This window comes from Xanthocytophaga agilis, assembly GCF_030068605.1.
GTDB classification, from domain to species: Bacteria; Bacteroidota; Bacteroidia; order Cytophagales; family 172606-1; genus Xanthocytophaga; species Xanthocytophaga agilis.
On the sequence record NZ_JASJOU010000013.1, the window covers coordinates 83,016 to 108,573 of the forward strand.

The following is a 25,558-nucleotide window of genomic DNA, read 5'->3' on the forward strand; positions in this document are numbered from 1 at the left end:
CCAGGGCTTTTTGTTTTTAGTACCTTCTCAACACTCCTGATTAAAGTTATTCTTTCTATCCCAGAAATCCTCTTTATTTGAATCTCAGAATATAATCTGCACTACTCAATAGCCAGAAAAGTTCTGAGCCAATTACGAAAATAATCTGAGCTTTTTACGAAAGTGAAAATCAATTACTCATGCTACCTTTGTAAAGTGTTTGGGAAGCCGGCTACTCAGATTATTTTCAATAATAAAGCCCAAAACAATGAAGACTATTTTTATTACAGGAGCTTCCAGTGGACTTGGAAAGGCTGCTGCCAGATTATTTATATCCAAAGGTTGGAAGGTAATCGCAACGATGCGTAATCCAGAGAAAGAAACAGATCTGAATCAACTACCCAATGTCACACTTTTGCCAATGGATGTTACTGACCACAAACAGATCAACGAAACAGTATCCAAGGCTATATCACTTGGAAAAATAGATGTCGTTTTTAATAATGCGGGTTATGGTCTCATGGGTCCTTTGGAAGGAACGTCAGAGGAACAGATACATCGCCAACTGGATACAAATCTTATAGGAGTAATCCTGGTCACACAAGCTCTTATACCTCATTTTCGGGAGAATAGAGATGGGCTTTTTCTAACTACCACGTCTATCGGAGGTCAGATAACTGTTCCCTTCTCTACTTTGTACCATGCAACAAAATGGGCATTGGAAGGATTTAATGAGAGCCTTGCGTTTGAATTACAGGAATTTAATATTCGTGTAAAAACGATTGCTCCAGGTGGAATTGCCACTGATTTTGCTGGACGATCCATGAATCTGAGTACACATGAGGCTTATCAGGAAACGTTTGACAAAATGCTAAAGGTTCTATCCGGATCTTCTATATTTGAATTCTCAACTGCCGATAAAATTGCAGAGGTTGCATATGAAGCAGCTACTGATGGCAAAGATATAGTAAGATACCTCGCAGGCCCAGATGCACACACATTATCTATGCAAAGAGCACAACAAGGTCCGGAAACTTTTCGAAAAGAAATCGCCAAAGCATTGTTGAGCTGATAGAACATTACTCTTGCAACAATGGGAGAACAAACCAAAGATCTGGGTGGAATTATTTATTCCACTTATACAGATGCTAACCGATCTGGAGAGCAATTTATCCATGAACACCATTTAGCATATATTATTTCAGGCAGTCTGTCCATCATTGATGGTGGTCAAACTGATACATTTAATGCAGGTGATATAGTATTGCTGCGAAAAAATAATCTTGGAAAGTTTATTAAGCAGCCTGCAAAAGACGGGCATTTTATTGCCATTACAATTCTTCTTGACAATGAAACTTTAGTAAATGTCAGTAAAGGACAACAGCTTGCCGAAGAAGTATATGCTTCTTCGCAAGCTGTTGTGTCGATAGGCCCAGATGTATTGCTAACAAATTATTTTCATTCGCTGCTTCCTTACTTTGAAGAAGTATTGACAGAAGATCTAATACACTATAAAAAACAGGAAGCAATTCTATTACTGCTAAGATGTAATCCTTCCTTAAGAAATATTCTCTTTGACTTTGGCGTTCCAGGCAAAATAGATCTGGAAGAATTTATGAATCGCAACTTCCGATACAATGTCTCTCTTGATAAGTTTGCCTATCTGACGGGGAGAAGTCTGGCATCTTTCAAACGAGACTTCGAAAAGATCTTTAATACCTCTCCTAATCGATGGATACAACAACGCAGGCTCAAGGAAGCTCATTATCTCATCAGAGAAAAGAAGCAAAAGCCATCAGATGTATACCTGGAAGTAGGCTTTGAAAGCTTATCCCATTTCTCGTATTCTTTCAAACAGTTTTTTGGAAAGAACCCTTCTTCTCTATCATAAGCAACTAATACACTTATGATATCTCAGACATTTTTATTTATCAGGCAATTACGGCATCTTCGTTATGCAACCATGCCTTTTTAGCTAATAGTTCCTCTTCTGTTTCCCGGTAATCTGGATCTTCTACACAGCAATCTACCGGACATACAGCTGCACACTGAGGTTCTTCATGAAACCCTTTGCACTCTGTACATTTTCCGGGTACGATATAATAGAAGTCATTGGAAACAGGTTCCTGAGGATCTTTCCCCCCTAACTTTGAGCCGTCTTCCAATTCGATAAACTGTAGTTGCGTTCCTTCACCCCAGGTCCACTCAGCCCCCCCTTCATAGATAGCAGTATTTGGGCATTCGGGTTCACAGGCACCACAGTTGATGCAATCGTCGGTTATGATAATAGCCATGTTTCTTTTCTTCCAAGTTTTCTTTTACAAGTTTACATCTCATCTCTATCAATTACCAATCAGAAAAAATTATAGCCCATTACTTAAAGTTATAATGACTCATGCAAAAACGTTTAAACAGCAGTACCAGTTTATTAGTCTGGCCATGCAATTGAATAAACTGAAATGTACGGTAAATATCCAAGCCTTTGATATCGAGAATGCTAAGTTGGTTTTGCTGTAATTCGGAAGTAATAGAGTGAATAGAGAGAAAAGCAGCACAGTTGGAATGCATCAGGTATTGTTTAATGCTTTCAGTATTTTCCAGCTGAATTTCAATATTCAGTTCTTTTGGGTGTATCTTGATCTGAGCAAGAGCCTGGTATACTACATCTAATGTACCTGAACCATGTTCCCGCAATACCAGTGGGATAGCATGCAGCTGTTCAGCCTTCGTCTCCGCTTTAGCAGCTAATTTGTTGTTGGTTCGGGTCACCAGCACTATCTCATCTTTTACAAACGGTTCATACATAATTTGCGGATGGTGAGAGATACCTTCCACCAGTGCCACATCTATCTTTTCATGAATAATCTGCTGTTCAATCTGTTCGCTGTTACCCGTAAAGAAGCTGATCTGGACAGAAGGATGCGTGGATTTAAACAGAGCAAGAATCTTAGGAAGTACATATTGAGCTAGGGTAGTACTGGCCCCAATCCGGATGTTACCACTTGTTTCGGTACTGAACTCAGCCAATTCATTTTCCAGTGCAGCGTATATCTGAAAAATCTGTTCAGCATATCGCACCAATACCTGTCCGGGCAGAGTCAATGAAATACTATTCCCATGTCTTTTGAACAGGGCTACTCCCAGTTGGTGCTCCAGTTCATTGATATGCTTCGTTACAGCTGGCTGTGTAATAAACAATTCATTGGCTGCTTTTGTAAAGCTCAGTTTCTGGGAAACTGTATAAAATACCTTTAATCTAAAATCAAAGATCATGTATGTGAACTGTAATCTATATGGATGTAGAAAACCATTGATTTACAAATCAACCCACAACTAGTTGATAATTCAACTCTTTCAGCAGATTATATTCATTCATTTTGCTGAATGTTTCCAAATTCTTTGAATGCATCATGTCCTTTCTTCTTTTCCAGCACAGTATTCATATCTTTTAATACCTGATCCAGTTCTTTAGTTGTTCCAATCAGTTTCTCTATATACATTCGTTCTTCTTCCGGCTCAGAAAATCGTAAGACCTCCCCTAATCCGAGAATACGTGCTACAGGTGTCCGAAGGTTATGCGCCGTCATAAATGCCAGTTCTTCCAGATGATGGTTATATTCAAGCAATTTGTGTGTTCGCTTTCTGACCTCTTCTTCCAGTGTCTGGTTTTGTGTACGGATTTCTTCATTCTGAAGAGCAATGATATCGTGTGCCTGGTATAAGTCCTGATTTTGGATAGTTAATATATCCCGTTGAGCCTCTATCTCTTCCCTGCTCTGCAACAGTTCTTCATTCTGAGCTTCTATTTCTTCCTGTTGTTGCTGCAACATAGTATTTCGCTCCTGAAGTTCTCTTTTCTGATGTAGAAGCAACTTATTGAATCGGATCTTCTGCATAATACGTAATCCAAGAATTGTAGTAGCTGCCACCAGAATTATGACAATTCCCAAACCAATATATAATTGCTCTCTTTTCTGAGTCAGAATTTGTAGTGTAGTAATTGCACTCCGATGTTTCTGCAGATCAAATGCCGACTGGATCTTTATAGATTCTATTTCTTTGGTATGCTGAGCTAACGAATCATTTATCTGAGTGAAAAGTTTCAAATAGTAGTGTGCTTTCTGAAAAGCTTTTTCCTGTTCATAAAACTCTGATAATAATAAGTATATTTTCTTCTTTGAAGTTGTTCCATGCCCCTTTAGTGCTAGCTCCAACCCTTTCTTGAGATAATACAGGCCCATAGGTCTTTGGTTTTTATGCAGATATATTTCTGCAATAGAGCGAGCAGTGGAAGCTGCAGAAGCAAGTTCATTGTACCGGATGCTGCTGTTCAAATCATATACCAGATACTCCATCGCTTCATCATACTTTCCAGTCAGGACCAGCACCTGACCAATATTTCCCATAGCTAATCCGATCCAGACAGAATCTTTATAGGCACTTGCCAATTCCAGTGCCTTTTTATAATAGTCAATAGACCTTTGATATTGTTTGCCCTCCTCATAGACCATGCCTATTGAATTGTAGTCATTAATCAGCTCCCTTTTTGTCAGAGAGTCTTTACCCAAATGTATTGCCTGTAAAAAATAAGGAACACTATTTCCTTCTTTGGCATGATAGCTGATCAATCCCAGCTTTGATTGCATTAATGCGGCCAGCCTGATGTACCCCCATTTATAATAAAGCTGATAAGCTTGTTTCAAGTAGTCTATAGACTCAGAATATTTATAAATGTCACTATACAATTCGCCAAGATCTTTTAAGGTTTCCGGCTCTTCGTATTTAAGCTGTTGCTCATGAGCATACAAAAGTGTTTGTTGTAATACACTATCTGCACTATGATATTTCTTTTTTGCCTTAAACAATCTGCTTACGGTACGTCCAAAATAATAAGGAACCCGAACATCACTCAGATTCTCTGTATTTTTCTTTAACTCAGCTACAAAAGTTAAAGCGTTGTCCAGAGGGACCCCCTTTAGCTGAACATCTACTGAAAAGAAAAAATCACTATACTCTTTAGGGTCCAGGGCTAAAAGTTCTTTTGACAAACTATCAGAAGAAACAGATACAGCCTTACTTTCAATCCCCAAAAAGAATACAATCAAAATAAAACCAAATACCCTCATATTCTACCAAACATTGGAAGATTGAATAATCTTAAAAATATGATCTGAAAATTGTTTTGAATCTATAGTCCGGATATAGAAATAAAAAATTACCCTACCCTACACAAAGGGAAGATACATCTACAAACAAGCTATAGTATTACATACTTGACAGATTTACTTATAGAGAAATGATTGTCAGAGCATTTTTTCAATTCTACAATAATGGCAAGCAAAATGCGGATTCCCATCTTAAAAAGAGAGATTATCTTACCTGATAAGATCCCTAAAAAGAATAGCTATCTAAAAAAGTAAGTTTGGTAACAGAAGTATACTTTAATGCTTCTCAACTTTCTGCAAAAACACTACTGTACCTTTAGACTAAATCTCTCATAATCAAAACTGATCTACATACATACGTTTTCGCTTGTATGTTCAAGAATATTCTATAGTTACGGCTCAGAGAAGGAAACAGAAGAGAGATGTAAAAATTGCTTCTCTCTTCTGAATGTCAAAATATACACATACTTAGAGAAAAAAAATATATTTACTACATTTTCATTACCACAAATGGGAAAATTAACAGATAACATCTCTTTTATTAACTACCCTTCCAGCAAATTAGCTTTGAGTTATGTAGCCTTGACAGGTTCTCTCAGTATTGTTTTTAGTTTCTCAGGTAACGTTTTCCTAAAATCTGATAAATAGATTTCATGATGTTCTCCTGCTTTCTGCAGGTTATGCTCTACAGCAAAAGCCATTATTTTTTCCAGACTTCTGGGCTCTTCTGAGAAAGGGCCCACATGTAGTATCTGGATTGCAGTACCTTCTTCATACTGAAATCCTACAACCTGTTTAACAAGACTTGTTTGTTTCTTTTGCCAGACAGCCTCCTTCACAACATCTATGTCATTCTTTGTAACGAAGCCTGGTAGTTGAATCAACAACTTCCATTGCCATTCTGTACGAGGAACCATCAAAGGAGTCTGAACAGCATCCAGGCCTGAATATTTCTTTGTATCAAACCATAACAAACTTTCCAGCTTGGGTACAACAAAATCTCTCAGCTGCTTTTTTGTATGAAATTTTATACTATATGCCACACTGTACAAAGCCTGCAAGTGTTCTGCATAATGCGTTGAGGAAGGATCTCCTTTCCCTTCAATGGCTAAGAAGTTTTTCTGAGGGATTTTGACAAGCTGAGGCAGTAGCCCTGCTGAGTAATACACTTTGTCTTCTTTGGTAAGGTCCGTCTTTTCCATAATTTCCAAATAGAGTGAAGACACAAAGAAAATACAGGATATGACAGCCCTATGTCAGCAGGGTGAATTGAACAAGATTATTTATTCTTTGGTTCTACATGCCAGTCGGCTTTCCATCTAAGCTGTACCTGTTTTTCCGGCTCCAATATTCTTCTATCTTTTCAGAGCCTTGTTTCTCTGCCCAATGCTTTAATTCTTCTCTCTCAGACTGAAAATCCATGAAAGGAACAGCCATTCCACAGGAAGACTGCACAAGGTCGACTGATACATCGATAATCTGACGGGCACCTGCAATAGGTGGAAACAATGCAATTAAGTCGGCCCATGCATCATCTTTCGCATAGATAACAGAAGCCGTTCCATATAATCGCAGAATATTGGGTTTTCCTTCAAAAGCACAAAACATAAGAGTCATACGATTACTTTCCTGCAGATGAGCAGCCGTTTCATTACCACTTCCTGTCAGGTTCAGCCACACAACCCGATTACTTCCCAGTACCCGTAATGTATCCATTCCTTTGGGAGATACATTGACTCTACCATCAGGGGCAGCCGTACCTACAAAGAATATTTTCTGTGTCTCAATAAATTCTCTTGTCGATGCATCAATTTCAGTAAATTGCTTTCCCATATATATATTGTTGAAGTAGAATTGCTCTGTAGCTTCAAAAATACAAATAGCAAATTATCTATTGCTACTCTCTGCGGTCTATTTCTTTGATACCCATATAAATATTTCATAAAATCATTTCTTATCAAAATATATTTATTGTTTACCCGTCTTTGCTTCCAGTAGCAACAATAAAAGATATCTCGCAGCAGTAAACTGCCATTTTATTCTATTTTTGCAACAGACTGCTTACTATACATTCCGATGCAAAAATTCAAACTAAATGGCCGAATCTGGATTGAAGGAGAGAAACGTTTTATGGGTATTGGACGCATGGAACTTCTGGAACATATTCAGCGAACAGGCTCTATCTCACAGGCGGCAAAGGCGATGCAAATGTCATATAAACGTGCATGGGAGCTGGTAAACTCTATGAATAGTCAGGCCAGCAAGCCACTGGTAATTACACAGACTGGTGGAGAGAAAGGAGGTGGAGCTGTAGTTTCAGAGGAGGGTGAGAAGTATCTGGCTTTTTACAAAGAGCTTCACAAACGTTTCGCAGAATTTATGCGTAGCGAATCTGAACACATACCATTCTGATTTGTAGTATTATGATGAATCAAAAAATCAAAGCCATTGTCACAGGTGCCACCGGAATGGTGGGAGAAGGTGTACTCCATGAATGCTTGCAACATCCGGATGTTGAATCTGTTCTGGTTATTGCACGCAAGCCTTCTGGTGTAACACATCCCAAGCTGAAAGAAATTATCCATTCCAACTTTCTGGATATTAACCCCATAGAAAATCAGCTTACCGGATATAATGCCTGTTTCTTCTGTCTGGGAGTATCTTCTGTGGGAATGAAAGAACCTGAGTACTACAAGCTAACCTACACCTTAACCCTACATGTAGCTCAGATACTCAGTAAAGCCAATCCGGACATGACATTCTGTTATATTTCTGGCAGTGGAACAGACAGCACAGAAAAAGGCAGATCAATGTGGGCTAGAGTGAAAGGCAAAACAGAAAACGATCTGACGAAACTTCCCTTTAAGGCGGTATATAATTTTCGCCCTGGTTACATGCAACCAACCAAAGGGTTGAAGTATACTCTTCCCTATTATAAATACGTAGACTGGTTATATCCTTTCTGGAAATTTGCATTTCCTAATTTTGTTACTACACTCAGTGAACTGGGTCTGGCTATGATCCATGTAGTATCCCATGGATATCACAAGTCTGTTATCGAAGTGAAAGATATTCTAATTCTGGCAAAACCTGTCTGATTATATATGCAGCAACACCTTGCTCTTGTGACATTGCTGGTAGAGGAGTATGATGAGGCGATTGCCTTTTACACAGAGAAACTGCATTTCTCGCTACTTGAAGATACTCCACTCAGCGAAACCAAACGATGGATAGTGGTAGCACCTCCTAATTCTACAGGTTGTAGTCTGCTACTTGCTAAAGCGGCAACAGAGCAACAAGCACGCTATATTGGTAACCAGACAGGAGGGCGGGTATTTTTGTTTTTATATACAGATAACTTCTGGCGGGATTATCATCAGATGAAGTCCAATCAAATCCAGTTTGTGAGAGAACCGAAAGAAGAACCGTATGGAACTGTAGCCGTATTTGAAGATTTGTATGGGAATCTCTGGGACTTGCTTGAGCCAGCTACAAAATAAAATAGCTGGAAAGGGTATTCTTCCAGCTATTCAACAGAAAATATTGTCAACATGAGATAACTTTTAATTCATGACACTCAGTAATATCCGGAAATTCGAATCGTTCAAACATATTCAGAATTTTACTGTCAGGTACCCGTGCCTCATCTTCTCGTTTTGCATTATCAGATAAAATCTGACCGATGTTTTTATGCAAATGGATAATATGAATCTTTGGCTTATAAGGCAACCACATCCCAATCAAAGTTGATCTGATCTGTACATTGATATTCGTAGCATTCCAGACAAAAGACTGCCGTTTACGACAAAACTCCTTGCTTCGTTCTCTGCTGATTTGAATTACCTGTCCCTGATTATCGGTTGGATCAATATCAAATTCTTCCCGAATGCCGTCCAGATGTACCTGAGGCAAATCTGTCAGATGTTTTCTCAGATAAGTATCCTTACCAGCTGCTGGCAATCCACACATCAGATAGATGTTCAATGCATAGTCAGGATACAGTTGTGTATCAGGATAAGCACCATCTACATTAAAGTAATGAAACCGATCATACTCTGATGCAAACTGTTTGGTTTCGCCATAGATATTGTGCTCTATACAAAACTCTCTGAAAAGCTCCAGATTATACAACATCTCATCATGTGTATTACAAATCCGTCCCAGTAAATCAGCTTTGGCAAAAATATATAACCATTTTGTATTCGTTAACAGACTCAGTCGGATAGCATCTTTCAGTGGATTTTCACGATTTAACACCCAAAATGGATAGCCATGAAAACGCACCAATGAATATACTTTAGAAATAAAATCCAGCGACTCGTTTTCTTTATCCAGAATCTGACGCGTCAGAGTTGCACCCCTCAGTGCATGGCGCGGATGAGAAATACGACCAGCTTCTCCTGGCCAGGTTTGCATAGTGTCTGGTTTGCAGATGTCATGAAAGATCGCTGTATAGGTAAGTATACGTTGTTCATACTCTGACAACTCCTGAAATTCAGGTAAACCCAGCAGAGCATTCAGTACCATCTCCGTATGCATATATACATTCCCTTCCTGGTGATGCACAGAATCCTGAGGAGTATTCTTCATCCAGTCAAACCGACTCTGGTACTTTCTGACAATAGCAAACTCTGCCAGTTCTTTCTGCAAAACATTCATAGTATTCATCCATTAATTACTGAAATATGTTTACACTGAGGCAAATTGCGAATGGATATCCAGTACTCTTCCTGTATATCTTTGTCAATTTCAATAGGTAACCGTTCACCATATAGCCGATCTGCTCCATCTTTTCTGCAACCAGAGAATCTCTGAAAATGCATTCCATTATAATACAAACTTTTTCCTGATTTAGAGAAAGTTATCTTACCAATACGCGCTTCTCCTGTAAGACTCTCTGCTTTCCGCTCTATATACATAATTCTTGTTTTCATTCTAATTAATTTCAAAAGTTCTAAATAACTTATTTGCTTTCTACTATCATCAGGCTTCTCTCCGGACAAAACTCCCAGCTTTCAAACTGATGAATAAACTCGGCTGTTTTCTGTGCAAAACCATCCTTATTTGTCTGTCCAGAGAATTGGATGCCCAGAAAAGTCTGAGCTGTTATTTGTGTCTTTACAAATCCGGGATAAGGCCGAATAAATAGTCCTACCTCCTCCAGTGAAATAATGAGTCCCACTATATGTCCCTCGATCCATCCACAACACAATTCCAGTTCTTCCTCAGTCTGGCAAGCCAGTTTCAGTATCAGTATATTATCTTCAGATATAGCCTGCTCTGCAAATACATCTGTCCAGTTTGATTGAATCCGTTTATATGCATGGCTCAGCTCTGTCTTTAGAATATGGAAAGTGGATGTTGTAACATTTCTAGCACTGTTAAACACCGGTTTAACCACTGTGACAATGGGCATCTGATCACGTTTTCCCCGAATCCGAAAGTTTTTGCTCTCCTCAGTAATACCTATTGGAATCCGCCAGTCATGCTGACTCACCACCTGAAAGAAATGCATCAACAAAGTTTCTGCATCTCGCCTGCCCTTCTTTGGCTGATAGGTTTTACAACTCCAGAGCGCTAGTACTGTCCAGGAAAAACTCCCCAAGTATCCCCATCCATTTCCCTGTATCTTTCGTTTCTTAGCCCAAAGCTTAACAGCCCGAACCAATAATCGAAATTCTTCCAGCGAAACATACTTCTGTGCTTCTTCCAGTATCCGATCAGCTTCCAGACATCCACTCACAGCCTGCCAGCTTACAGAATCAAAGTCATACATCCGATCTTCTGTAATTTGTGCCGGAATCACAGGAAAAAGCCTGTAGTTGGCACAAAGCAGATCAATCTGTTGTCCTTCTATACTCAATCTGAGTGCAGGTATCTGTACATCAGTAGCAAAACGGGCCTTTTGGTAAATACCCTCCAGCTGAATTTGTACGTTTTGCAGAAAATCCGCCTGTGAAATACCTTCCGGAATCAGACAAACCACATCCTTATCACTTGTTATAGTCTGAACACCCAACCGTGCTGAACCTAATGTATACAGCGGTGTATGCTGGCCAATAACATCACTGCAAGCCTGTTCTATTATAGACAAAACTACTTGTTGCTGTTCTTTCTGGTGACTTGCAGGCAATGGTAATGACTGTTCAATAAAACCCGCCAAGCTTGAGTCTGAAACCTGTTCAATCTGTCCACTTTCCAAATAAATACGATAACGTACAGAAAACGGATTGTTTCCCTTCCGACTAATCAAAGCAACCTGAGAAACCAGAAAAGATACAGGCTCCCATTCGGGTAATACTTTTTGTGCCTGTTGTTCATTGGCAAACTGCCCCACACTCAGATGTGGTGTAAAACCTGTTGCACGACTTGTCTGTTCAGTACATTGAGGAAACAATTCCTGTAATGCACTTTGTAATTCCTGCCATTGTCCTGCTGTTTCCGTTTCAGGTTTTAACCACGCAGTGATATTATTCCGGTGAGTAAACGTTTCATACCCTGTTAGCGTTACTTCAAATGGTCTGAGTCTGGCTAGCTTTTCGGCTAGTAAAGCAGTGGACGAGCCAAAATATTCATCTGGAATAAACCCATACATTAGCGTAATATGTGGCATCCATCGTGCTACTTTGCTATCATATTGCTTGCGAATAGCCTGAATAGGTCCCCACAAACTTTCCGGAGGTATGGCCACTATAGCACTCTGATAGGTAGGCTGTAGTGTAGTCAAAGTATCGTTATCCAGTTGCACAGATTCTTTCTGGAAAGCCAGTGTAGCACATATCCCAAAATGATCCGAAGGGTATAATTGTCCTTCCGTCCCTTCAACAGGCTTGTTACCAAATAATTCTACCTGTTCTGCAATCCATTGTCGGGTAACTGAACGAATCAGAATACGATCTAACCGACCTGGATAACCCGAAAGCGTATTACTGGCTGCCAATGGATTTACAGCAGGATCAAATGTATATCCTGGCTGATCAGGATAAAGCTGATGCCAGCAATCTTTCCATTCTTTTTGCAAGAGAGGTTCCACTATTTCTTCTCTGGCATTAAAGTCACCTGCTATTACAGTTGCTCCTGACAATGTATATAAATAATCACGGACCACTGAAATCTGTTGTGTACGGATCTTCTCCGCATCCACTGCCCGATTACTGGTCAAATGCACTACTGCTATGTGCATGCTGTTCTCTCCCAACTGCAATGATCCTACCAAACATCCTTTATGAGATGAAAAGGAATGTGATGCGAGCGAAAAAGGAAACACAGATAACAATAGCAATCCTTGTTCTACAACAAATGTTTCCCCAATAGCTGATACATACATCTTCTGCACCCAGGATTGTTCCAATAGCTTACTCAACAACTCCAGAGTAACTTCCTGAAGACAAATAATCTCCGCTTCACATCTCTGTAATTGTTCTATAACAGCAGGTATACGTTTGTGTATAGTTGTATCTTCACCATCAAACCGATTGGTCAATACGTTATACGTAGAAATCCGCAACTTTTTTGAATTACCAGCTTCTGATTTCTCTGATACTACCTGCCACTTTCCATTTCTATATCCATATACAGGAACAGGTTTAAAAATAACTACGGGAGCATTTACTGTTTCAGGTTCACTATTCCAAACAGCCTCAGGCAACTGATCACCTGTAAACAAATCGATACGTTGCTCCCGATCCCATACCACTACCTCACCACACCGGACATACCGGATACGATGCCAGGGAATTTCTCCGTTTTCATCCCATTCCAGCAATGGTTTCTCTCTCAATCCACTGACAGACATGCGATCCAGAAAACCGATCACAAACACCTGTGGATTCAGACGAGGGTCCCATAGAATACGATGTATAATCTCGTGACTGGTAATAAACTTTTCTTTGGGATCGTCTTTTTTCTTTGTTTTCATATCTTATCCTTTCTCTCTCAAAAACTCTTTTATGGTTTCTTCCATGGCTGCATGAATATGCCTTTCGATCATTTCTTTTTCCATTTGAGTAAGCTTATTCAGTGACTTACGAAAGTTTGTCTCAATTTCGTACTGTATATCTTCCCGAAAATACTGGCTCAATTGTGCTATTTTGTGGCTATCAGAAGCCTTAACCCGGCCAATTTTTGAAACAGCATTCGACACACGATTAGCATTAACCAATCGTAAAATATCCCTTATCAGGCGGGTAGTTTTACCTTTAGGCTCAAAAGCATTCCATTTTTCAGACTGATGAAACTGCACTTCTGAAAACTCCCGAATCTTCATTTTCAATACAGGACGGAATATTTCCTTAGGAGTAGTCAATACGAATGAAACCCGTGGCTTAATCACCACTCCTTCTGCCAGATTAGGAAAAGGCAATCGGGGGAGATTCAGCTTTGCAGGAAGTGTGCTTTCAAAATGGATATTAAAATGCAAAGCTTCTTCATAACTCCCAATCAAAAGTGCCTCTGCATATATCAAACCTACCTGATTACACAAGGAAGCCATAGTATCATAATCCAAGTATTTTTTAGCCACATCAGAAGTCTCATTCTGTATAGCAATATCAAAGATGCAAAACTCAATATTGGGTGAATAGTATATACCGGATTGTACCAGATCTACCAAAGGATTAGGCTCAATATCCGGATGTGGATACCCACCTCCACAAAGTTCGCCATACAACAAGGCAGTTTCTTCTGCTTTGAGTAGTCCTTTCTTCTGCAAAAGATCCTGTATCTCCAGAAACTTTCCTTCCAAAGTCGCTACAAGATCTTGATATCCGAAGAAATCATCCTCAGGCAAAAGGATTTCCTTTCGTTTTGCATACTGTATTTCCTGTGCAGTGAGTACTACACAGAAATTTGCGCCATGCAATTTCTCTGTAACTACCCATTCTGCCTTTTGTATCTGTCTGTAGTGTTCCTGAGTCAGCCCTCGATTCAGTAAACCTTCTTCTATTTTTTCGTATGATGTAAACACAAATCTCTTATTTAGTCATGGGTTAAACCAATCCTGGCAATCATTCAAACAGATTAACACCTTCTGCCAGTCGGTTAGGAATAATAGGACGGTCCAGCCAGTGTGTTTCTGAATCCAGAATGCTGGTCAGAAAATCGGCTCGTACAAACTTAAACCGGTCTTCAACAATCTGCTCGTTCTCCTGTTTGATATACAAACCTTCCATCACAGGACTTGGATTGGTTTCCTTTGCTGCAATGTCATATCGTAACCCCAGCTTTTCACAATCTGATTTCAAACATTCCATATGATGGTCGTTGATAAAATGAGAATGTGTAATAAAATCGTAAAACTGTTCTTTACGAGTCAGAGGACCTTCAAACAATATCTTCACAGATTTCATAAAAGGCATAAACTCCAGTATATCACGACGTTGGAACGTACTCAGAAATACATCTTTTACCTTATCATAAATATCAAATTCCAGAAAGTAATGAGGCAGATCTGTATAGTATACTGTGTGTTTAGCATACATCCATTCACCATAAATAATATACTCATCTCCAATTACATCCCACATTTGTGGAGCATAGGTATTTGCCCAGGTTTTCAGTAAATCAAAATGACGTTCCCGATAACCTCCGGTTAGGTAGTGTCCACGACTTTGTAACAACAGTTCGCCACGTTCTGAAAAGCTAATTCCGGCATTTGCACCATCCATCTTTTCTTCGATAACCAGAAACTTGCCCTTTATTTCTTCAAAAGGTACACTTTTCAGATCTTCGTCACCTTTTTGCAATCTTGATCCCTCAATATGGCGTGTACGAGGATATTTTTTTATAGTAATCATATGTAATCAGTTATAGATAGCCTATCCAGAAAAGATCCTGTATAGTCACAAGTAGCTGTTACGTTCACTAACAGTCAACAATCAGACACTATACACGTATCCTTCCTGATTGGCTCAGGTAGTTTTTAAAATAAGAAAATAGGCAATAGAATAATTAAGAAGATCTATTTGGGAGATCTTCCTGCCTGAGGATCAGGCAAGAGGGGTAGTATGTAGATTACAAGACACGCACTGTTTAAAAGGCGGAACAAAAGTCTGTTATATATTAATTCAACTTTCTATGAAAGGTAACCATAAATAAACCACGTTTTTTTCAATCAGAGATAGATAGATTGTTTTCTATTACCTTATTTATCAAAACAAATTCTGCCTCAATAGGATTTCTCATAAAATAACTATCTACTATTCCAATTAAGCACAAAAAAATAAGGTTGTTTATACAAATTTACATTTTAATTTATTTTTTTTGTTCATTAGCCAACTTAACTATCTTATCCTCTTAACCAATCCTCATGAATAAAGCAGTTCTTATTACTGGTGCCGCAGGCAATCTGGGTAGTGCCGTTACTGAAAGGTTTTTAACAGAAGGTTATCAGGTGATCGCTGTAGTAGAGCCCCGGACACGTCATCATTTTCCAGAAAATCCTAATCTAACTGTAAAGGAGGCAAATCTTTTTGATGAAGATGCTGCTCGCATAGTAGTTCAACAAACATACGATCAATACCCTTCACTTCAGGCAGCGGTACTTCTTGTAGGTGGTTTTTCGATGGGAAATCTGGTCCGAACCAGTTACCATGAAGTAGAACAAATGTTTGAGTTAAATTTTAAGTCAACCTATAATGTAGCTCGTCCTCTGTTTTTACGTATGCAGTCACATGGCAATGGAGGACGCATGGTACTGATTGGAGCACGTCCTGCGCTGGAATCTGAGGCAGGTGCAGATCTGATAGGATATTCTCTTTCCAAATCGTTGATTTTTAAACTGGCAGAACTCCTCAATGTAGCAGGTAAAGAGAAGAATATTGTCACTTCAGTAGTAGTTCCCAGTATCATAGATACCCCAACTAACCGGGCTTCTATGCCCAATGCAGATTTCTCAGCATGGGTAAAGCCAGAAGAGCTTGCAGAAAAAATAGAAAACGCCTGTCATATTGACACGCGTCCAGAAGAAACTGTTATAAAAGTCTATGGTAAGTTATAATATCACAGTACAGATACAAGTTCTGTACTGTGAGTAGTTAATAATTCTGATAATATTTACGTAGAGTACCTGTTGCCTGTGTATAGATAGGCTTGCAGAATTCAATAAATAAATCCTGAGGAGCAGGAGGTTGAGCTTCACGTAACTGTGATAGCTTTACCTGCTTGTCAGTCAATGCACGTTCATCTCCTTTGTAGCTAGCCCATTCAGACTTCCAGATAAATTCACCAGGCATCTTTTCCTGGAACAATACACGTTTGGTGTGAGGGTCCATTACCTGTAGATCCATTAATCCACGAGAACTTATGGTTTTCTGAAACAATGTAAATTTAGCTTTTACCGTACCATACACATTTTTGTTCCCCGCAGGCGTTTTAACCTGTCCCACAATCACACTATCCCGTGAAATCTCTTCTGTACTCTCTTTCATGTATACCTGTCCTACCACAAAATCATCAAACTGCATACGTACCAGATGATCAGGATCACGTAAACCTACTTTTTGTGCTTCACCTGGTGTATAGAAACGAACAAACTCGTTCATTTTTTCACTCCCTACAAATTGATTGATCTTATTCTGGAAAAACTCATTACTCAGGCTATAAGCACGAGAATGAACTGGGATCTGTTCAAAAACTACTTTAAGAGTAGCCTCAAACTTGGCTTGCTGCATTCGTTGTTGTACATCTTTATAGTTAGGCACAAATTCTGAGGCTCTCAGAAAATGAAGGTAAGCTTCTTTTGCACTCTCCCGGGTATTATCCCGATCAAAGGCAACCACACCCGCATTGTATCTCTCTGTAGCAGCCAATTGTTTGGCTTCACTAATCTCACTCAAATATGTGCGTGCATTAGGAACTTCTTCACGACAGGCAGGGCAGCGCTGAATCTCATTCGTTAACTGAGTCAATGTTTGATAGGAAGCAATGATCCCTTCATACTTAAAGGCTTCGTTTGAGTTTCGGAGATTGCTTATGCGGTTAGTATGATACTCCAATGTAAGAGGATATCCATCACGTAAGGTTTCGCGGGCTTTGCTATTATTTGGACTACTTCGTAACCGATTGATAGCCTTCATAATAGCCTCTTCATAATTTCCCTTTTGCAAGGCTTTCTTTCCTGATGAACAAGCCCCTGAGAGGATTAGTATTATCAGTAAAATTCTTTTCATAAACTTGGACGAGTGTAGTTTTAATACGAGGTGTCAGATACAATATTAATTAGTATCTTTCCTTTTATTAAGTAAATATCGTGCCATTTTTACCAGATGAAAGAAAATTGGCAAAAGAGTAATTTTACTCACTCAGAAATTTTCTCGCTTTCCTGGCTGGAAAAAGAATTTAGTATTTTATAGAGGACTCGGGAAAAGCCTGAAAACAACCAGACAATTCCTGTAAATATAAGAGAAAATGTTACCAGAAAGGGATAAAATAAGGCAAACAATATGTTCCAGGCATATTTTAGCCATGTTGAGTTGGGATTTTGCTGTTCTTCCATAAAATAAGACATATTGATCCAGAGGAGTGACTCACTATTTACTATCCGAAACCATTACTTCTGATCTAACATACATTTTCGTATCCACTGATCAATATGCAAATAGAGAAGCTGGAAAGGTTTGTTCAACAAGTTCGCATCAGGTTTATTACGAACTCGTTGAACAAATTACATTTTAGTTACTTATTATTGAGGCATATAAGACACCTGTACGCGAAAACGCTTGTCAACAGCAGCTAATCTTTCATAGGCTTTCTTAGATAATTTTACGATTACCTTATCATTATCGCCAGTATCAGGAAGTTTACCTACTACTTTTACGAAAACACTCTGATCATTCATTTCGTTTCGTACCTGCATAATTGTGCCAACCGGAGCAGTTCTGTGAAGTGCAAGAAACAAATCGCTGCTTGCACCATCTGTAATTGCCTCAGCCATACCAGTTTCAACTGTTTTTACATATCCGCTGTTATTAATCACCAATGGAGTTGCCTTTTCCGCTGCCTTTTCTTCTTCTTTGTTTCCAATACTATCCACAGATTTTCCAGTTGAAGCAGGTGTCGCCATAGCCGTTGCTGTTGGATCTATGGTTACAGGCTTACTTTCGGTACTTACAGGTGTAGTGACTGCAACCGTATTGGTTACAGGTGCAGGAGTTGTTGTGGAAACTATAGGAGCCGTCGTTTTTTTCTCTGGTACTTTTTCTATAATGGTTGTTTTTACAGTCTCGTGTGGTTTGGTTTCTGTATGAGCAACAGTAGTAGCCGCCTGTGCATTTTCAGGCAAACTTACAACCAGCTCCTGTCCTATATCAATATTATCTGAACGCAAATCATTCCAATCTCTTAGATTATCCACTGTCACTTTATATTTGCGGGCAATACTATATAATCCTTCGCCATTGGCTACTGTATGTTTCTTACCACCAGCAGGCAGTGGAGCTTTCTCTTCGGTAGAAGCAGCAATAATGGCTGCCTTCTCAGCTTTTTCAGAAGCTTCGCCATTCCCTACAACCAGTTCCTGCCCAATGTGCAATTCATCAGAGGATAAGTGGTTCCACTTACGAAGATTATCCACTGTCACTTTATATTTGCGGGCAATACTATATAATCCTTCGCCATTGGCTACTGTGTGTTTCTTACCATTTATAATAACATCATTGTCTTTGAGAGCACTGGTTGTAACAGGTGTAGTGGATGTATTTACTGCAACAGAACCTGTATAAGGTATTTTTATAATTTCTCCTGACCTCAATGCATCTTTCATTCCGGGGTTTTCACTTTTAATAGTGTTAACAGAAGAATGATAACGGCGAGCCAATGAAAAAAGGGTCTCACCTGACTCTACCTTATGTAAAACCAAGGTGCTTTTTCCTTTGCGTTCTACTCCAACTGAATCCTTTGGTATAGAAACAGACGCAAAAACAGATACATTTACGAATAGACAAGTAGAAAACAAAAAAAGGTGTTTAGATTTCATAGCCTAGAAGGAGGGTTTGCTCTTTTACAAAGATTAATAACTGCTCAAAAATGAAAAACGTACCTTTTCCGATACCCGTGCGTTGGGTTGCTATTTTTTCGTGCAAGAGCGGCACTCGGGAATGGATATCGAAAACAACCAGATAATTTTCGATCTGGTCTTCGGCGTAAATATAATAAGAAATAATTATACTATGCTTGGTTTCCGCATATTCCAATGCATTTTTTGGTAAAATTTTAAGGGTCTTGGATAAAAATTCTGCAATAATCTGAAAATAATCATCTTCCAATGTATAATGTACTGGAAAGATAGCAGAAGATCCGGGTACAGATACAGTAAAAAGTGGCTCATCAGATTGCCGGATGATTTCCCCAGACAAGGCATCCAATGTAAAATACTCAGGTAATACCTCTTTTATTCTACGGGCTAATACAGAACCGTCCAAAGCTAATTGCATAAATTGCAACCCTGTTTGCTCCCAGCAGATTTGCTGCGTTTCTATATTCAGGGCAACGATACCGCGTGGATCCGGATTCTGACCATCCGGAAAAATTTGCAGAAATAATATGCCCCTGTCAGCAGCAACACCACTACTCCACCAACGTTCAGAAGGGGACCAATTAGCCCATATAAGTGATTTCTCGTGGATATCTACAGTAGCAAATACAACTTTGTGAGAGGAATGACGTATTTCTAGTATCAAATAAGGCTTATGAAGATCTGGAATCACACGCCAGATGAGTCCATCAAAGGAAAAAGAAAAAGCAGGTAACAAAATTTAATTTATATCGTAATGATTTGCATTTTGTTTTTATAGAAGGCTATCTGGTAATCTGCTCATTCTCAAACACTAACCAATAAGAAGCAGATTAAAAATAATCCTTTCTGTATATACATTGACTATTATAATATTTAGTATATTTATTGCCAAACATTTTTCCGTAAATTTGGTTTCAATTCTAATTAAATTTTAATACGATTTACGTTTTAATTTATTGCTTTTTTCACAATATTGTGATAATATTCGCGTCTTGAACACTCTTTACTCTACTCTAAAGCAATCATGGAAAAAGAACACCCAATGCATCCAGGTATCTTGCTGAAAAAGCAATTACAATCTGCTAACATCAAAGCAAAGTTTGTAGCAGAAAAAATCCATGTTTCCAACTCTCAATTTGGAGACATTTTAAATGGCAAACGCCGTATTACACCCAAAATAGCCCTGCTTCTTGAGAAAGAGTTCGGTTATCGGGCTAAAGAATGGGTTCGCCTACAAGCCGACTATGAATTAGAACTTGAACGTATTGAGATGGTAAATGGCGTTAATGAATCTACTCTTTAAACATAAAGTAGTATATTCAGAAATATATACCATATCTAGTGTTTATTAAATATATTTTTTCCTCAAAATTCTCAATTTTGAGGAATTTTATTTTTATAACTATTTCACTCTGAAGTTAAATAGTTAAAGGTCTCTTTTCTGGTAAAAGGATTTTATCTTCCGGAAACAGTTCCTCTCTGGCGATTAGTCTGTAGATTAATTTCTATTCGCGGAATAGAGACTCCAGGCCTGCTGGCAGCATATAAAAAGTTCAGATAACTTTGCCGAACTCTGTAAAGAACTACTACCATATCCCATACTCTATAGCGGTTTACATAGGGCTTGTGTCTGGAATGTGTAAACAACCAGATTCTCTCCTTCTTATCTACCTGGATTTTAGCTACGCGACAATCTTTATACAAAACATAAGGTTCCCGAATAGCATACCCCCGCGACGAAAGTGCACGCCTTACAAAAGGCATCGATACCTTTCTGCGGCAAATGATAGCCCATAGAGTTCTAAAAAAGCCTCCAACGGCCCCTATCTGAATATTGTAATCGCTACTCATGATCCCACCTCCTTTTATATCACTTAACCAACATTAAATATAATTTAACTACTCAATTATACGAAAATGCAACTTCATAATCAAGATGTTTTGTTAAGAAAAAAGATACTATTTTTGAGTATCTTTCCGTTGTATCGGATAGTTCGATTGCCTGGATTTTTATTTGTCTTTAAATTACTATGCCTATATTCAGTCACTTACATTGCCATACTCAGTTTTCGCTGCTTGATGGTGCAGCAGATATATCTAAACTGATGAAAAAAGCTAAGGCAGATGGAATGCCCGCTGTTGCGCTTACAGATCATGGAAATATGTTTGGGGCATTCAAGTTTGTAGCAGAAGCCTCAAAAAATGATATTAAGCCCATTGTAGGATGCGAGTTCTATCTGGTCGAGAACCGACATAAAAAGGAATTCTCCAAAGAAGATAAAGACGTTCGGAACCATCAATTGCTGTTAGCTAAAAACCAGGAAGGCTATAAGAACCTTGCCAAGTTATGTTCACTGGGTTATATGGAGGGCCTTTATAGCAAATGGCCTCGTATTGATAAAGAGATATTGTTGAAATACCATACAGGATTAATTGCAACTACCTGTTGTATCGGTGCAGAAGTGCCACAGGCTATTCTGCATCAAAGCGAAGAAATTGCAGAGCAAAAATTCAAATGGTGGCTGGATTTGTTTGGCGAAGATTATTATGTAGAACTGCAACGCCATAAACTAGATGACCAGGAAAAGGTAAATGCAGTATTGCTTCGCTTTGCAGCGAAATACAATGTAAAAGTAATTGCGTCCAATGACTCTCATTATGTGAATCAGGATGATGCCAATGCACACGACATTTTGCTTTGTGTAAACACAGGAGAATTACAAAGTAAACCTGTTTGGAAAGGAGATGGTTTTGGAGGGAAAGACTATCGGTTTGGCTTTCCAAACAATGAGTTTTACTTTAAAAATACGGCAGAGATGAGCGATTTGTTCAAAGATCTGCCACAGGCAATTGACAATACAAATGAGATTGTAGACAAAGTAGATACACTTAAACTCAAGAAGGATATTCTTCTTCCTAACTTCCCTATTCCTCCAGGGTTTACAGATGGGGATGATTATTTGCACCATCTAACCTATGAAGGGGCAAAACGCCGTTACAATGGATTACCATTGGATGCAGTTGTAAAACCAGACGAAAATCTTCCGTTGCCACAAGAAGTAGTAGAACGACTTGATTTTGAACTACATACAATCAGAACAATGGGGTTTGCCGGATACTTTCTGATTGTATCCGATTTCATCAAGGCTGGTAGGGAACTAGGTGTAATGATTGGACCTGGCCGGGGTTCAGCCGCAGGTTCAGCTGTAGCCTACTGTATTGGGATTACGAATCTGGACCCCGTGAAATATCAATTGCTGTTTGAACGGTTTCTGAATCCTGACAGAAAGTCAATGCCTGATATTGATACGGACTTTGATGATGCAGGCAGGCAGAAAGTTATTGATTATGTAGTTGAAAAATATGGACGCAATCAGGTAGCCCAGATTATTACGTATGGTACAATGGCAACTAAATCAGCCATTAAAGACGTTGCCCGAGTAATGGAGTATCCATTAATGGACACCAATATTCTTACCAAATTAATTCCAGATAAACCAACCTACGGAATTAATTTTCAAAAGCTTATACATATGCCGTTGGAAGATCTGGCGGATATTGTCACTCCGGATGAACTGGAAAATGTAAAAAAGGTGAGGCAGCTATATAATGGAAAAGATCTGGCGGCAACAGTACTGAGAGAAGCTGAGAAACTAGAAGGAACGGTACGAAATACAGGTATACATGCAGCAGGTATTATTATCGCGCCAGACGATTTAACAAACATTTTACCAGTATCAACAGCAAAAGATTCAGATCTGTTGGTCACTCAGTTTGATGGAAAAGTAATTGAAGATGCAGGTGTAATCAAAATGGATTTTCTGGGATTGCGAAACCTGACAATTATTCGTGATTGCCTGAATCTGATCAAACGGAATCACGGAGTGGAGATTGAGATAGATAATATCCCATTGGATGATGCACCTACCTATGAACTGTTCCAGCGAGGTGAAACCAACGCTGTATTCCAGTTCGAATCGGATGGTATGAAAAAATACATGAAAGATCTGAAACCTGACCGGTTTGATGATCTGATTGCAATGAACGCCTTGTATCGTCCGGGTCCGATTGCCTATATTCCAAACTATGTAAACAGGAAGCATGGTCGTGAAGAGGTGACTTATGACTTGCCTGAAATGGAGGAGTTTCTGAAAGATACCTATGGAATTACAGTATATCAGGAACAGGTAATGTTGCTTTCCCAGAAACTGGCTGGCTTTACCAAAGGAGATGCCGACGTTCTTCGGAAAGCAATGGGTAAGAAAGACAGGAAAACGCTGGACAAACTGAAACCTCAGTTTATTAACAATGCCAAAGCAAAAGGACTTTCAGAGAAAAAGCTGGAAAAGATATGGACTGACTGGGAAGCCTTTGCATCCTATGCTTTTAATAAGTCCCACTCTACCTGTTATGCATTTGTTGCTTATCAAACCGCCTATCTGAAAACTCACTATGCAGCAGAATATATGGCGGCTGTAATGACTTCCTGTCTAGGTAATATTGAAAAGATAACGTTCTTCATGGAAGAATGTAAACGGGCGGGAATTCCCGTACTTGGACCAGATGTAAATGAAAGTAGTATTGTATTTGACGTAAATAAAGCAGGCCAGATACGTTTCGGATTGGGCGCTATCAAAGGGGCCGGAGAAGCGGCTGTAGGTGATCTGATAAATGAACGGGAAACCAATGGCCCCTACAAAGACATCTTTGATCTGACCAAACGGGTAAACTTACGAACAGTCAATAAAAAAACATTTGAAAGTCTTGCCTATGGTGGCGCATTTGACAGTTTTGGCCTACACAGAGCACAGTACTTTGCTGATAATGGAGGTACACTGATTGAAAAAGCAATCAAATACGGTAACCAGGCACAGTCTGAAAAAGGAAAAATTCAGCAAAGCTTGTTTGGGGGAGCAAATGGCGGCGGAGAATTACCCCCTCCCCGTGTAATGCCTTGTGAGCAGTGGACTGAAATTGAGCGGTTAAAACACGAAAAAGAGGTAGTAGGCTTCTATATCTCAGGACACCCGCTGGATCAGTACCGGATTGAGATGTCACAGTTTGCCATCACTCCTATTGATCAGGTTGAGAACTTTAAAAACCGGGAAATCAACATTGCCGGTATCATCACCAAAACCGGAACCCGTATTTCCAAAAGTGGTAATCCTTTCACAATATTCACGCTGGAAGACTATAACGCTTCATTGGAAATTGCACTATTTGGCGAGAATCACGTAAAATTTGCGAACTACCTGCAGGAAGGTGGCTTCATATTTATTAAGGGTAAATATGAGCCTCGTTTCTTTAACTCAACAGATCAATTTGAGTTTAAGCCACAACAAATGCAATTGTTAAGTGAAATGCGCCAAAAGTTATGTAAGGGCGTTCAACTTAGTTTGGATCTGACTACCATCAATACAACTGTAATTAACAAACTGGCAGATCTGGCCAAAAACTATCCGGGCGACTGTGAACTGCGTATTTCTCTTTCTGACTCCCGTGAGAAGATGCAGGTAGAAGGAAAATCCCGACTATATCGCATCAATCCAAGCAATGAGTTAATAAAAGAAATTGAAGAGATGGATGGAGTTGTGTATAAGCTAGTATGGTAAAGCAGCTCATATCTGTCTCTATCCTATAAAATTAGCTTAAAACAGACTTAAAATAAAAAGCGTCTAAAAGCAGTGCTTCACAAAACTTTTAGACGCCTCTTTTTTCTTCAAAGAAAATTATTACTTCAGTTCTGTAATAAAGTTCTCTTTGCTCTTTCTGATTTTTTTCTGACTCACCAGAAAATCTTTTTCTGCATCCCGATATCCCAGTGGAAGAAGAGCTACACTGCGTAATCCTTTTTCCTTTAGCTTCAAAAATTCATCCAGAGCTTTGGCATCAAATCCTTCCATAGGAGTGGCATCTACTTTTTCTAATGCCGCGGCCGCTATAGCAAGACCTAATCCAATATATGCTTGTCTAGCAGCATGCTGAAAATTCTCTTCAGCCGGACGAGCAGGATATATACGTAACAACATATTACGATACGCCTCAAATCTCTCATTTACAGTTCCACGCTCAGCATTGGTACGATCAAAAAATTCGTTGATACGATCTTCGGTATAATTGTCCCATGCAGCAAATACCAATAGATGAGAACCACTTACGATTTGTGGCTGACCATTGGCAATAGGTTGTATCTGTTTTTTCAATTCTGGATTCGTGATAACCAGTATTTCGAAAGGTTGTAAACCAGAAGAGGTAGGAGCTAGACGGGCAGCCTCCAGAATAATGTCTACTTTTTCCTGAGGTACGATTTCCCCAGTCATTTGTTTAGTGGCATAGCGCCAGTTTAGTGCGTCAATCAGACTCATAATTCGTATGGAAGAGATAGTTTCTGACCATACAACTC

General features: G+C 39.2%; 23 protein-coding genes. 8 read left to right on the forward strand and 15 right to left on the reverse strand.

Annotated elements, in window-relative coordinates; genetic code table 11:
• Nucleotides 1-247: 247 nt before the first annotated feature.
• Nucleotides 248-1,051, forward strand: coding sequence for an SDR family oxidoreductase (locus QNI22_RS29155; RefSeq protein ID WP_314516441.1), 804 nt, complete (start codon nucleotides 248-250; stop codon nucleotides 1,049-1,051).
• Between the two features lie 21 nt (nucleotides 1,052-1,072).
• The gene (locus tag QNI22_RS29160) at nucleotides 1,073-1,870 is read left to right on the forward strand and encodes a helix-turn-helix domain-containing protein (RefSeq protein ID WP_314516442.1); all 798 of its coding nucleotides are present in this window, start codon (nucleotides 1,073-1,075) and stop codon (nucleotides 1,868-1,870) included.
• Between the two features lie 40 nt (nucleotides 1,871-1,910).
• On the opposite strand, the gene QNI22_RS29165 is transcribed toward QNI22_RS29160, so the two are convergent.
• The 5 genes from QNI22_RS29165 to QNI22_RS29185 all read right to left on the reverse strand — a co-directional run bounded on the left by QNI22_RS29165 (nucleotide 1,911) and on the right by QNI22_RS29185 (nucleotide 6,977).
• Nucleotides 1,911-2,273, reverse strand: coding sequence for a 4Fe-4S dicluster domain-containing protein (locus QNI22_RS29165; protein WP_314516443.1), 363 nt, complete (start codon nucleotides 2,271-2,273; stop codon nucleotides 1,911-1,913).
• 79 nt (nucleotides 2,274-2,352) lie between these two features.
• Nucleotides 2,353-3,252, reverse strand: a complete 900-nt coding sequence (locus QNI22_RS29170) for a LysR family transcriptional regulator (protein ID WP_314516445.1) — start codon at nucleotides 3,250-3,252, stop codon at nucleotides 2,353-2,355.
• A 95-nt stretch (nucleotides 3,253-3,347) separates the two neighbouring features.
• Nucleotides 3,348-5,105, reverse strand: a complete 1,758-nt coding sequence (locus QNI22_RS29175) for a tetratricopeptide repeat protein (protein WP_314516447.1) — start codon at nucleotides 5,103-5,105, stop codon at nucleotides 3,348-3,350.
• A 611-nt stretch (nucleotides 5,106-5,716) separates the two neighbouring features.
• Nucleotides 5,717-6,346, reverse strand: coding sequence for a GyrI-like domain-containing protein (locus tag QNI22_RS29180; RefSeq protein ID WP_314516448.1), 630 nt, complete (start codon nucleotides 6,344-6,346; stop codon nucleotides 5,717-5,719).
• A gap of 94 nt (nucleotides 6,347-6,440) precedes the next feature.
• Nucleotides 6,441-6,977: a pyridoxamine 5'-phosphate oxidase family protein gene (locus tag QNI22_RS29185; protein WP_314516450.1), complete on the reverse strand. Its 537-nt coding sequence runs from the start codon at nucleotides 6,975-6,977 to the stop codon at nucleotides 6,441-6,443.
• A 243-nt stretch (nucleotides 6,978-7,220) separates the two neighbouring features.
• Between QNI22_RS29185 and QNI22_RS29190 the strand changes: the two genes are divergently transcribed.
• From QNI22_RS29190 to QNI22_RS29200, 3 genes are read left to right on the forward strand one after another with little or no spacing between them, the layout of a single operon-like run.
• Nucleotides 7,221-7,556 (forward strand): winged helix-turn-helix domain-containing protein, encoded by a 336-nt coding sequence (locus QNI22_RS29190; protein ID WP_314516452.1) that lies wholly within the window; start codon nucleotides 7,221-7,223, stop codon nucleotides 7,554-7,556.
• Nucleotides 7,557-7,567: 11 nt separating this feature from the next.
• Entirely contained in the window at nucleotides 7,568-8,242 is a 675-nt protein-coding gene (locus tag QNI22_RS29195) for an NAD-dependent epimerase/dehydratase family protein (RefSeq protein WP_314516453.1), read from the forward strand.
• Between the two features lie 6 nt (nucleotides 8,243-8,248).
• Nucleotides 8,249-8,644, forward strand: coding sequence for a VOC family protein (locus QNI22_RS29200; protein ID WP_314003958.1), 396 nt, complete (start codon nucleotides 8,249-8,251; stop codon nucleotides 8,642-8,644).
• Between the two features lie 46 nt (nucleotides 8,645-8,690).
• Here QNI22_RS29200 and QNI22_RS29205 read toward each other — a convergent pair whose 3' ends face one another.
• Genes QNI22_RS29205 through QNI22_RS29225 form a run of 5 tightly spaced genes read right to left on the reverse strand, consistent with a single transcriptional unit; the run spans nucleotide 8,691 to nucleotide 14,938 of the window.
• The gene (locus QNI22_RS29205; protein ID WP_314516455.1) at nucleotides 8,691-9,803 is read right to left on the reverse strand and encodes an AAA family ATPase; all 1,113 of its coding nucleotides are present in this window, start codon (nucleotides 9,801-9,803) and stop codon (nucleotides 8,691-8,693) included.
• Between the two features lie 5 nt (nucleotides 9,804-9,808).
• Nucleotides 9,809-10,078: a hypothetical protein gene (locus tag QNI22_RS29210; protein ID WP_314516456.1), complete on the reverse strand. Its 270-nt coding sequence runs from the start codon at nucleotides 10,076-10,078 to the stop codon at nucleotides 9,809-9,811.
• Nucleotides 10,079-10,107: 29 nt separating this feature from the next.
• Nucleotides 10,108-13,062 carry a poly(A) polymerase gene (locus QNI22_RS29215; RefSeq protein WP_314516457.1) on the reverse strand — a complete coding sequence of 985 codons (2,955 nt, stop codon included), beginning with the start codon at nucleotides 13,060-13,062 and terminating at the stop codon, nucleotides 10,108-10,110.
• A gap of 3 nt (nucleotides 13,063-13,065) precedes the next feature.
• Nucleotides 13,066-14,109 (reverse strand): RNA ligase family protein, encoded by a 1,044-nt coding sequence (locus QNI22_RS29220; protein WP_314516458.1) that lies wholly within the window; start codon nucleotides 14,107-14,109, stop codon nucleotides 13,066-13,068.
• Between the two features lie 40 nt (nucleotides 14,110-14,149).
• The gene (locus QNI22_RS29225) at nucleotides 14,150-14,938 is read right to left on the reverse strand and encodes an RNA ligase family protein (protein ID WP_314516459.1); all 789 of its coding nucleotides are present in this window, start codon (nucleotides 14,936-14,938) and stop codon (nucleotides 14,150-14,152) included.
• Nucleotides 14,939-15,450: 512 nt separating this feature from the next.
• On the opposite strand from QNI22_RS29225, the gene QNI22_RS29230 reads away from it, so the two are divergent.
• A complete protein-coding gene (locus QNI22_RS29230; protein WP_314516461.1) occupies nucleotides 15,451-16,140 on the forward strand; it encodes an SDR family NAD(P)-dependent oxidoreductase in 690 nt (229 codons plus the stop codon).
• Nucleotides 16,141-16,177: 37 nt separating this feature from the next.
• On the opposite strand, the gene QNI22_RS29235 is transcribed toward QNI22_RS29230, so the two are convergent.
• The 3 genes from QNI22_RS29235 to QNI22_RS29245 all read right to left on the reverse strand — a co-directional run bounded on the left by QNI22_RS29235 (nucleotide 16,178) and on the right by QNI22_RS29245 (nucleotide 19,891).
• Nucleotides 16,178-17,311: a hypothetical protein gene (locus QNI22_RS29235; protein ID WP_314516463.1), complete on the reverse strand. Its 1,134-nt coding sequence runs from the start codon at nucleotides 17,309-17,311 to the stop codon at nucleotides 16,178-16,180.
• Nucleotides 17,312-17,823: 512 nt separating this feature from the next.
• Nucleotides 17,824-19,116 (reverse strand): LysM peptidoglycan-binding domain-containing protein, encoded by a 1,293-nt coding sequence (locus QNI22_RS29240; RefSeq protein ID WP_314516464.1) that lies wholly within the window; start codon nucleotides 19,114-19,116, stop codon nucleotides 17,824-17,826.
• Nucleotides 19,106-19,891: a DUF4905 domain-containing protein gene (locus QNI22_RS29245; protein WP_314516465.1), complete on the reverse strand. Its 786-nt coding sequence runs from the start codon at nucleotides 19,889-19,891 to the stop codon at nucleotides 19,106-19,108. The genes QNI22_RS29240 and QNI22_RS29245 overlap by 11 nt, the downstream gene beginning before the upstream one ends.
• Nucleotides 19,892-20,179: 288 nt before the next feature.
• On the opposite strand from QNI22_RS29245, the gene QNI22_RS29250 reads away from it, so the two are divergent.
• Nucleotides 20,180-20,458: a HigA family addiction module antitoxin gene (locus QNI22_RS29250; RefSeq protein ID WP_313987176.1), complete on the forward strand. Its 279-nt coding sequence runs from the start codon at nucleotides 20,180-20,182 to the stop codon at nucleotides 20,456-20,458.
• A 152-nt stretch (nucleotides 20,459-20,610) separates the two neighbouring features.
• Here QNI22_RS29250 and QNI22_RS29255 read toward each other — a convergent pair whose 3' ends face one another.
• Complete coding sequence (locus tag QNI22_RS29255) at nucleotides 20,611-21,006, reverse strand: hypothetical protein (protein WP_314516467.1); 396 nt, start codon at nucleotides 21,004-21,006, stop codon at nucleotides 20,611-20,613.
• Between the two features lie 179 nt (nucleotides 21,007-21,185).
• Between QNI22_RS29255 and dnaE the strand changes: the two genes are divergently transcribed.
• Complete coding sequence (gene dnaE, locus QNI22_RS29260) at nucleotides 21,186-24,767, forward strand: DNA polymerase III subunit alpha (RefSeq protein ID WP_314516468.1); 3,582 nt, start codon at nucleotides 21,186-21,188, stop codon at nucleotides 24,765-24,767.
• 120 nt (nucleotides 24,768-24,887) lie between these two features.
• On the opposite strand, the gene QNI22_RS29265 is transcribed toward dnaE, so the two are convergent.
• Nucleotides 24,888-25,520, reverse strand: coding sequence for a nitroreductase family protein (locus tag QNI22_RS29265; RefSeq protein WP_419836249.1), 633 nt, complete (start codon nucleotides 25,518-25,520; stop codon nucleotides 24,888-24,890).
• Between the last annotated feature and the right edge of the window lie 38 nt (nucleotides 25,521-25,558).

Bases quoted from the DNA above. Each gene is read 5' to 3' on its own strand.
- QNI22_RS29155 (WP_314516441.1), top strand. From the start codon at position 248: ATGAAGACTATTTTTATTACAGGAGCTTCCAGTGGACTTGGAAAGGCT.
- QNI22_RS29160 (WP_314516442.1), top strand. From the start codon at position 1,073: ATGGGAGAACAAACCAAAGATCTGGGTGGAATTATTTATTCCACTTAT.
- QNI22_RS29165 (WP_314516443.1), bottom strand. From the start codon at position 2,273: ATGGCTATTATCATAACCGACGATTGCATCAACTGTGGTGCCTGTGAA.
- QNI22_RS29170 (WP_314516445.1), bottom strand. From the start codon at position 3,252: ATGATCTTTGATTTTAGATTAAAGGTATTTTATACAGTTTCCCAGAAA.
- QNI22_RS29175 (WP_314516447.1), bottom strand. From the start codon at position 5,105: ATGAGGGTATTTGGTTTTATTTTGATTGTATTCTTTTTGGGGATTGAA.
- QNI22_RS29180 (WP_314516448.1), bottom strand. From the start codon at position 6,346: ATGGAAAAGACGGACCTTACCAAAGAAGACAAAGTGTATTACTCAGCA.
- QNI22_RS29185 (WP_314516450.1), bottom strand. From the start codon at position 6,977: ATGGGAAAGCAATTTACTGAAATTGATGCATCGACAAGAGAATTTATT.
- QNI22_RS29190 (WP_314516452.1), top strand. From the start codon at position 7,221: ATGCAAAAATTCAAACTAAATGGCCGAATCTGGATTGAAGGAGAGAAA.
- QNI22_RS29195 (WP_314516453.1), top strand. From the start codon at position 7,568: ATGATGAATCAAAAAATCAAAGCCATTGTCACAGGTGCCACCGGAATG.
- QNI22_RS29200 (WP_314003958.1), top strand. From the start codon at position 8,249: ATGCAGCAACACCTTGCTCTTGTGACATTGCTGGTAGAGGAGTATGAT.
- QNI22_RS29205 (WP_314516455.1), bottom strand. From the start codon at position 9,803: ATGAATGTTTTGCAGAAAGAACTGGCAGAGTTTGCTATTGTCAGAAAG.
- QNI22_RS29210 (WP_314516456.1), bottom strand. From the start codon at position 10,078: ATGAAAACAAGAATTATGTATATAGAGCGGAAAGCAGAGAGTCTTACA.
- QNI22_RS29215 (WP_314516457.1), bottom strand. From the start codon at position 13,062: ATGAAAACAAAGAAAAAAGACGATCCCAAAGAAAAGTTTATTACCAGT.
- QNI22_RS29225 (WP_314516459.1), bottom strand. From the start codon at position 14,938: ATGATTACTATAAAAAAATATCCTCGTACACGCCATATTGAGGGATCA.
- QNI22_RS29230 (WP_314516461.1), top strand. From the start codon at position 15,451: ATGAATAAAGCAGTTCTTATTACTGGTGCCGCAGGCAATCTGGGTAGT.
- QNI22_RS29235 (WP_314516463.1), bottom strand. From the start codon at position 17,311: ATGAAAAGAATTTTACTGATAATACTAATCCTCTCAGGGGCTTGTTCA.
- QNI22_RS29240 (WP_314516464.1), bottom strand. From the start codon at position 19,116: ATGAAATCTAAACACCTTTTTTTGTTTTCTACTTGTCTATTCGTAAAT.
- QNI22_RS29250 (WP_313987176.1), top strand. From the start codon at position 20,180: ATGGAAAAAGAACACCCAATGCATCCAGGTATCTTGCTGAAAAAGCAA.
- QNI22_RS29255 (WP_314516467.1), bottom strand. From the start codon at position 21,006: ATGAGTAGCGATTACAATATTCAGATAGGGGCCGTTGGAGGCTTTTTT.
- dnaE (WP_314516468.1), top strand. From the start codon at position 21,186: ATGCCTATATTCAGTCACTTACATTGCCATACTCAGTTTTCGCTGCTT.
- QNI22_RS29265 (WP_419836249.1), bottom strand. From the start codon at position 25,520: ATGAGTCTGATTGACGCACTAAACTGGCGCTATGCCACTAAACAAATG.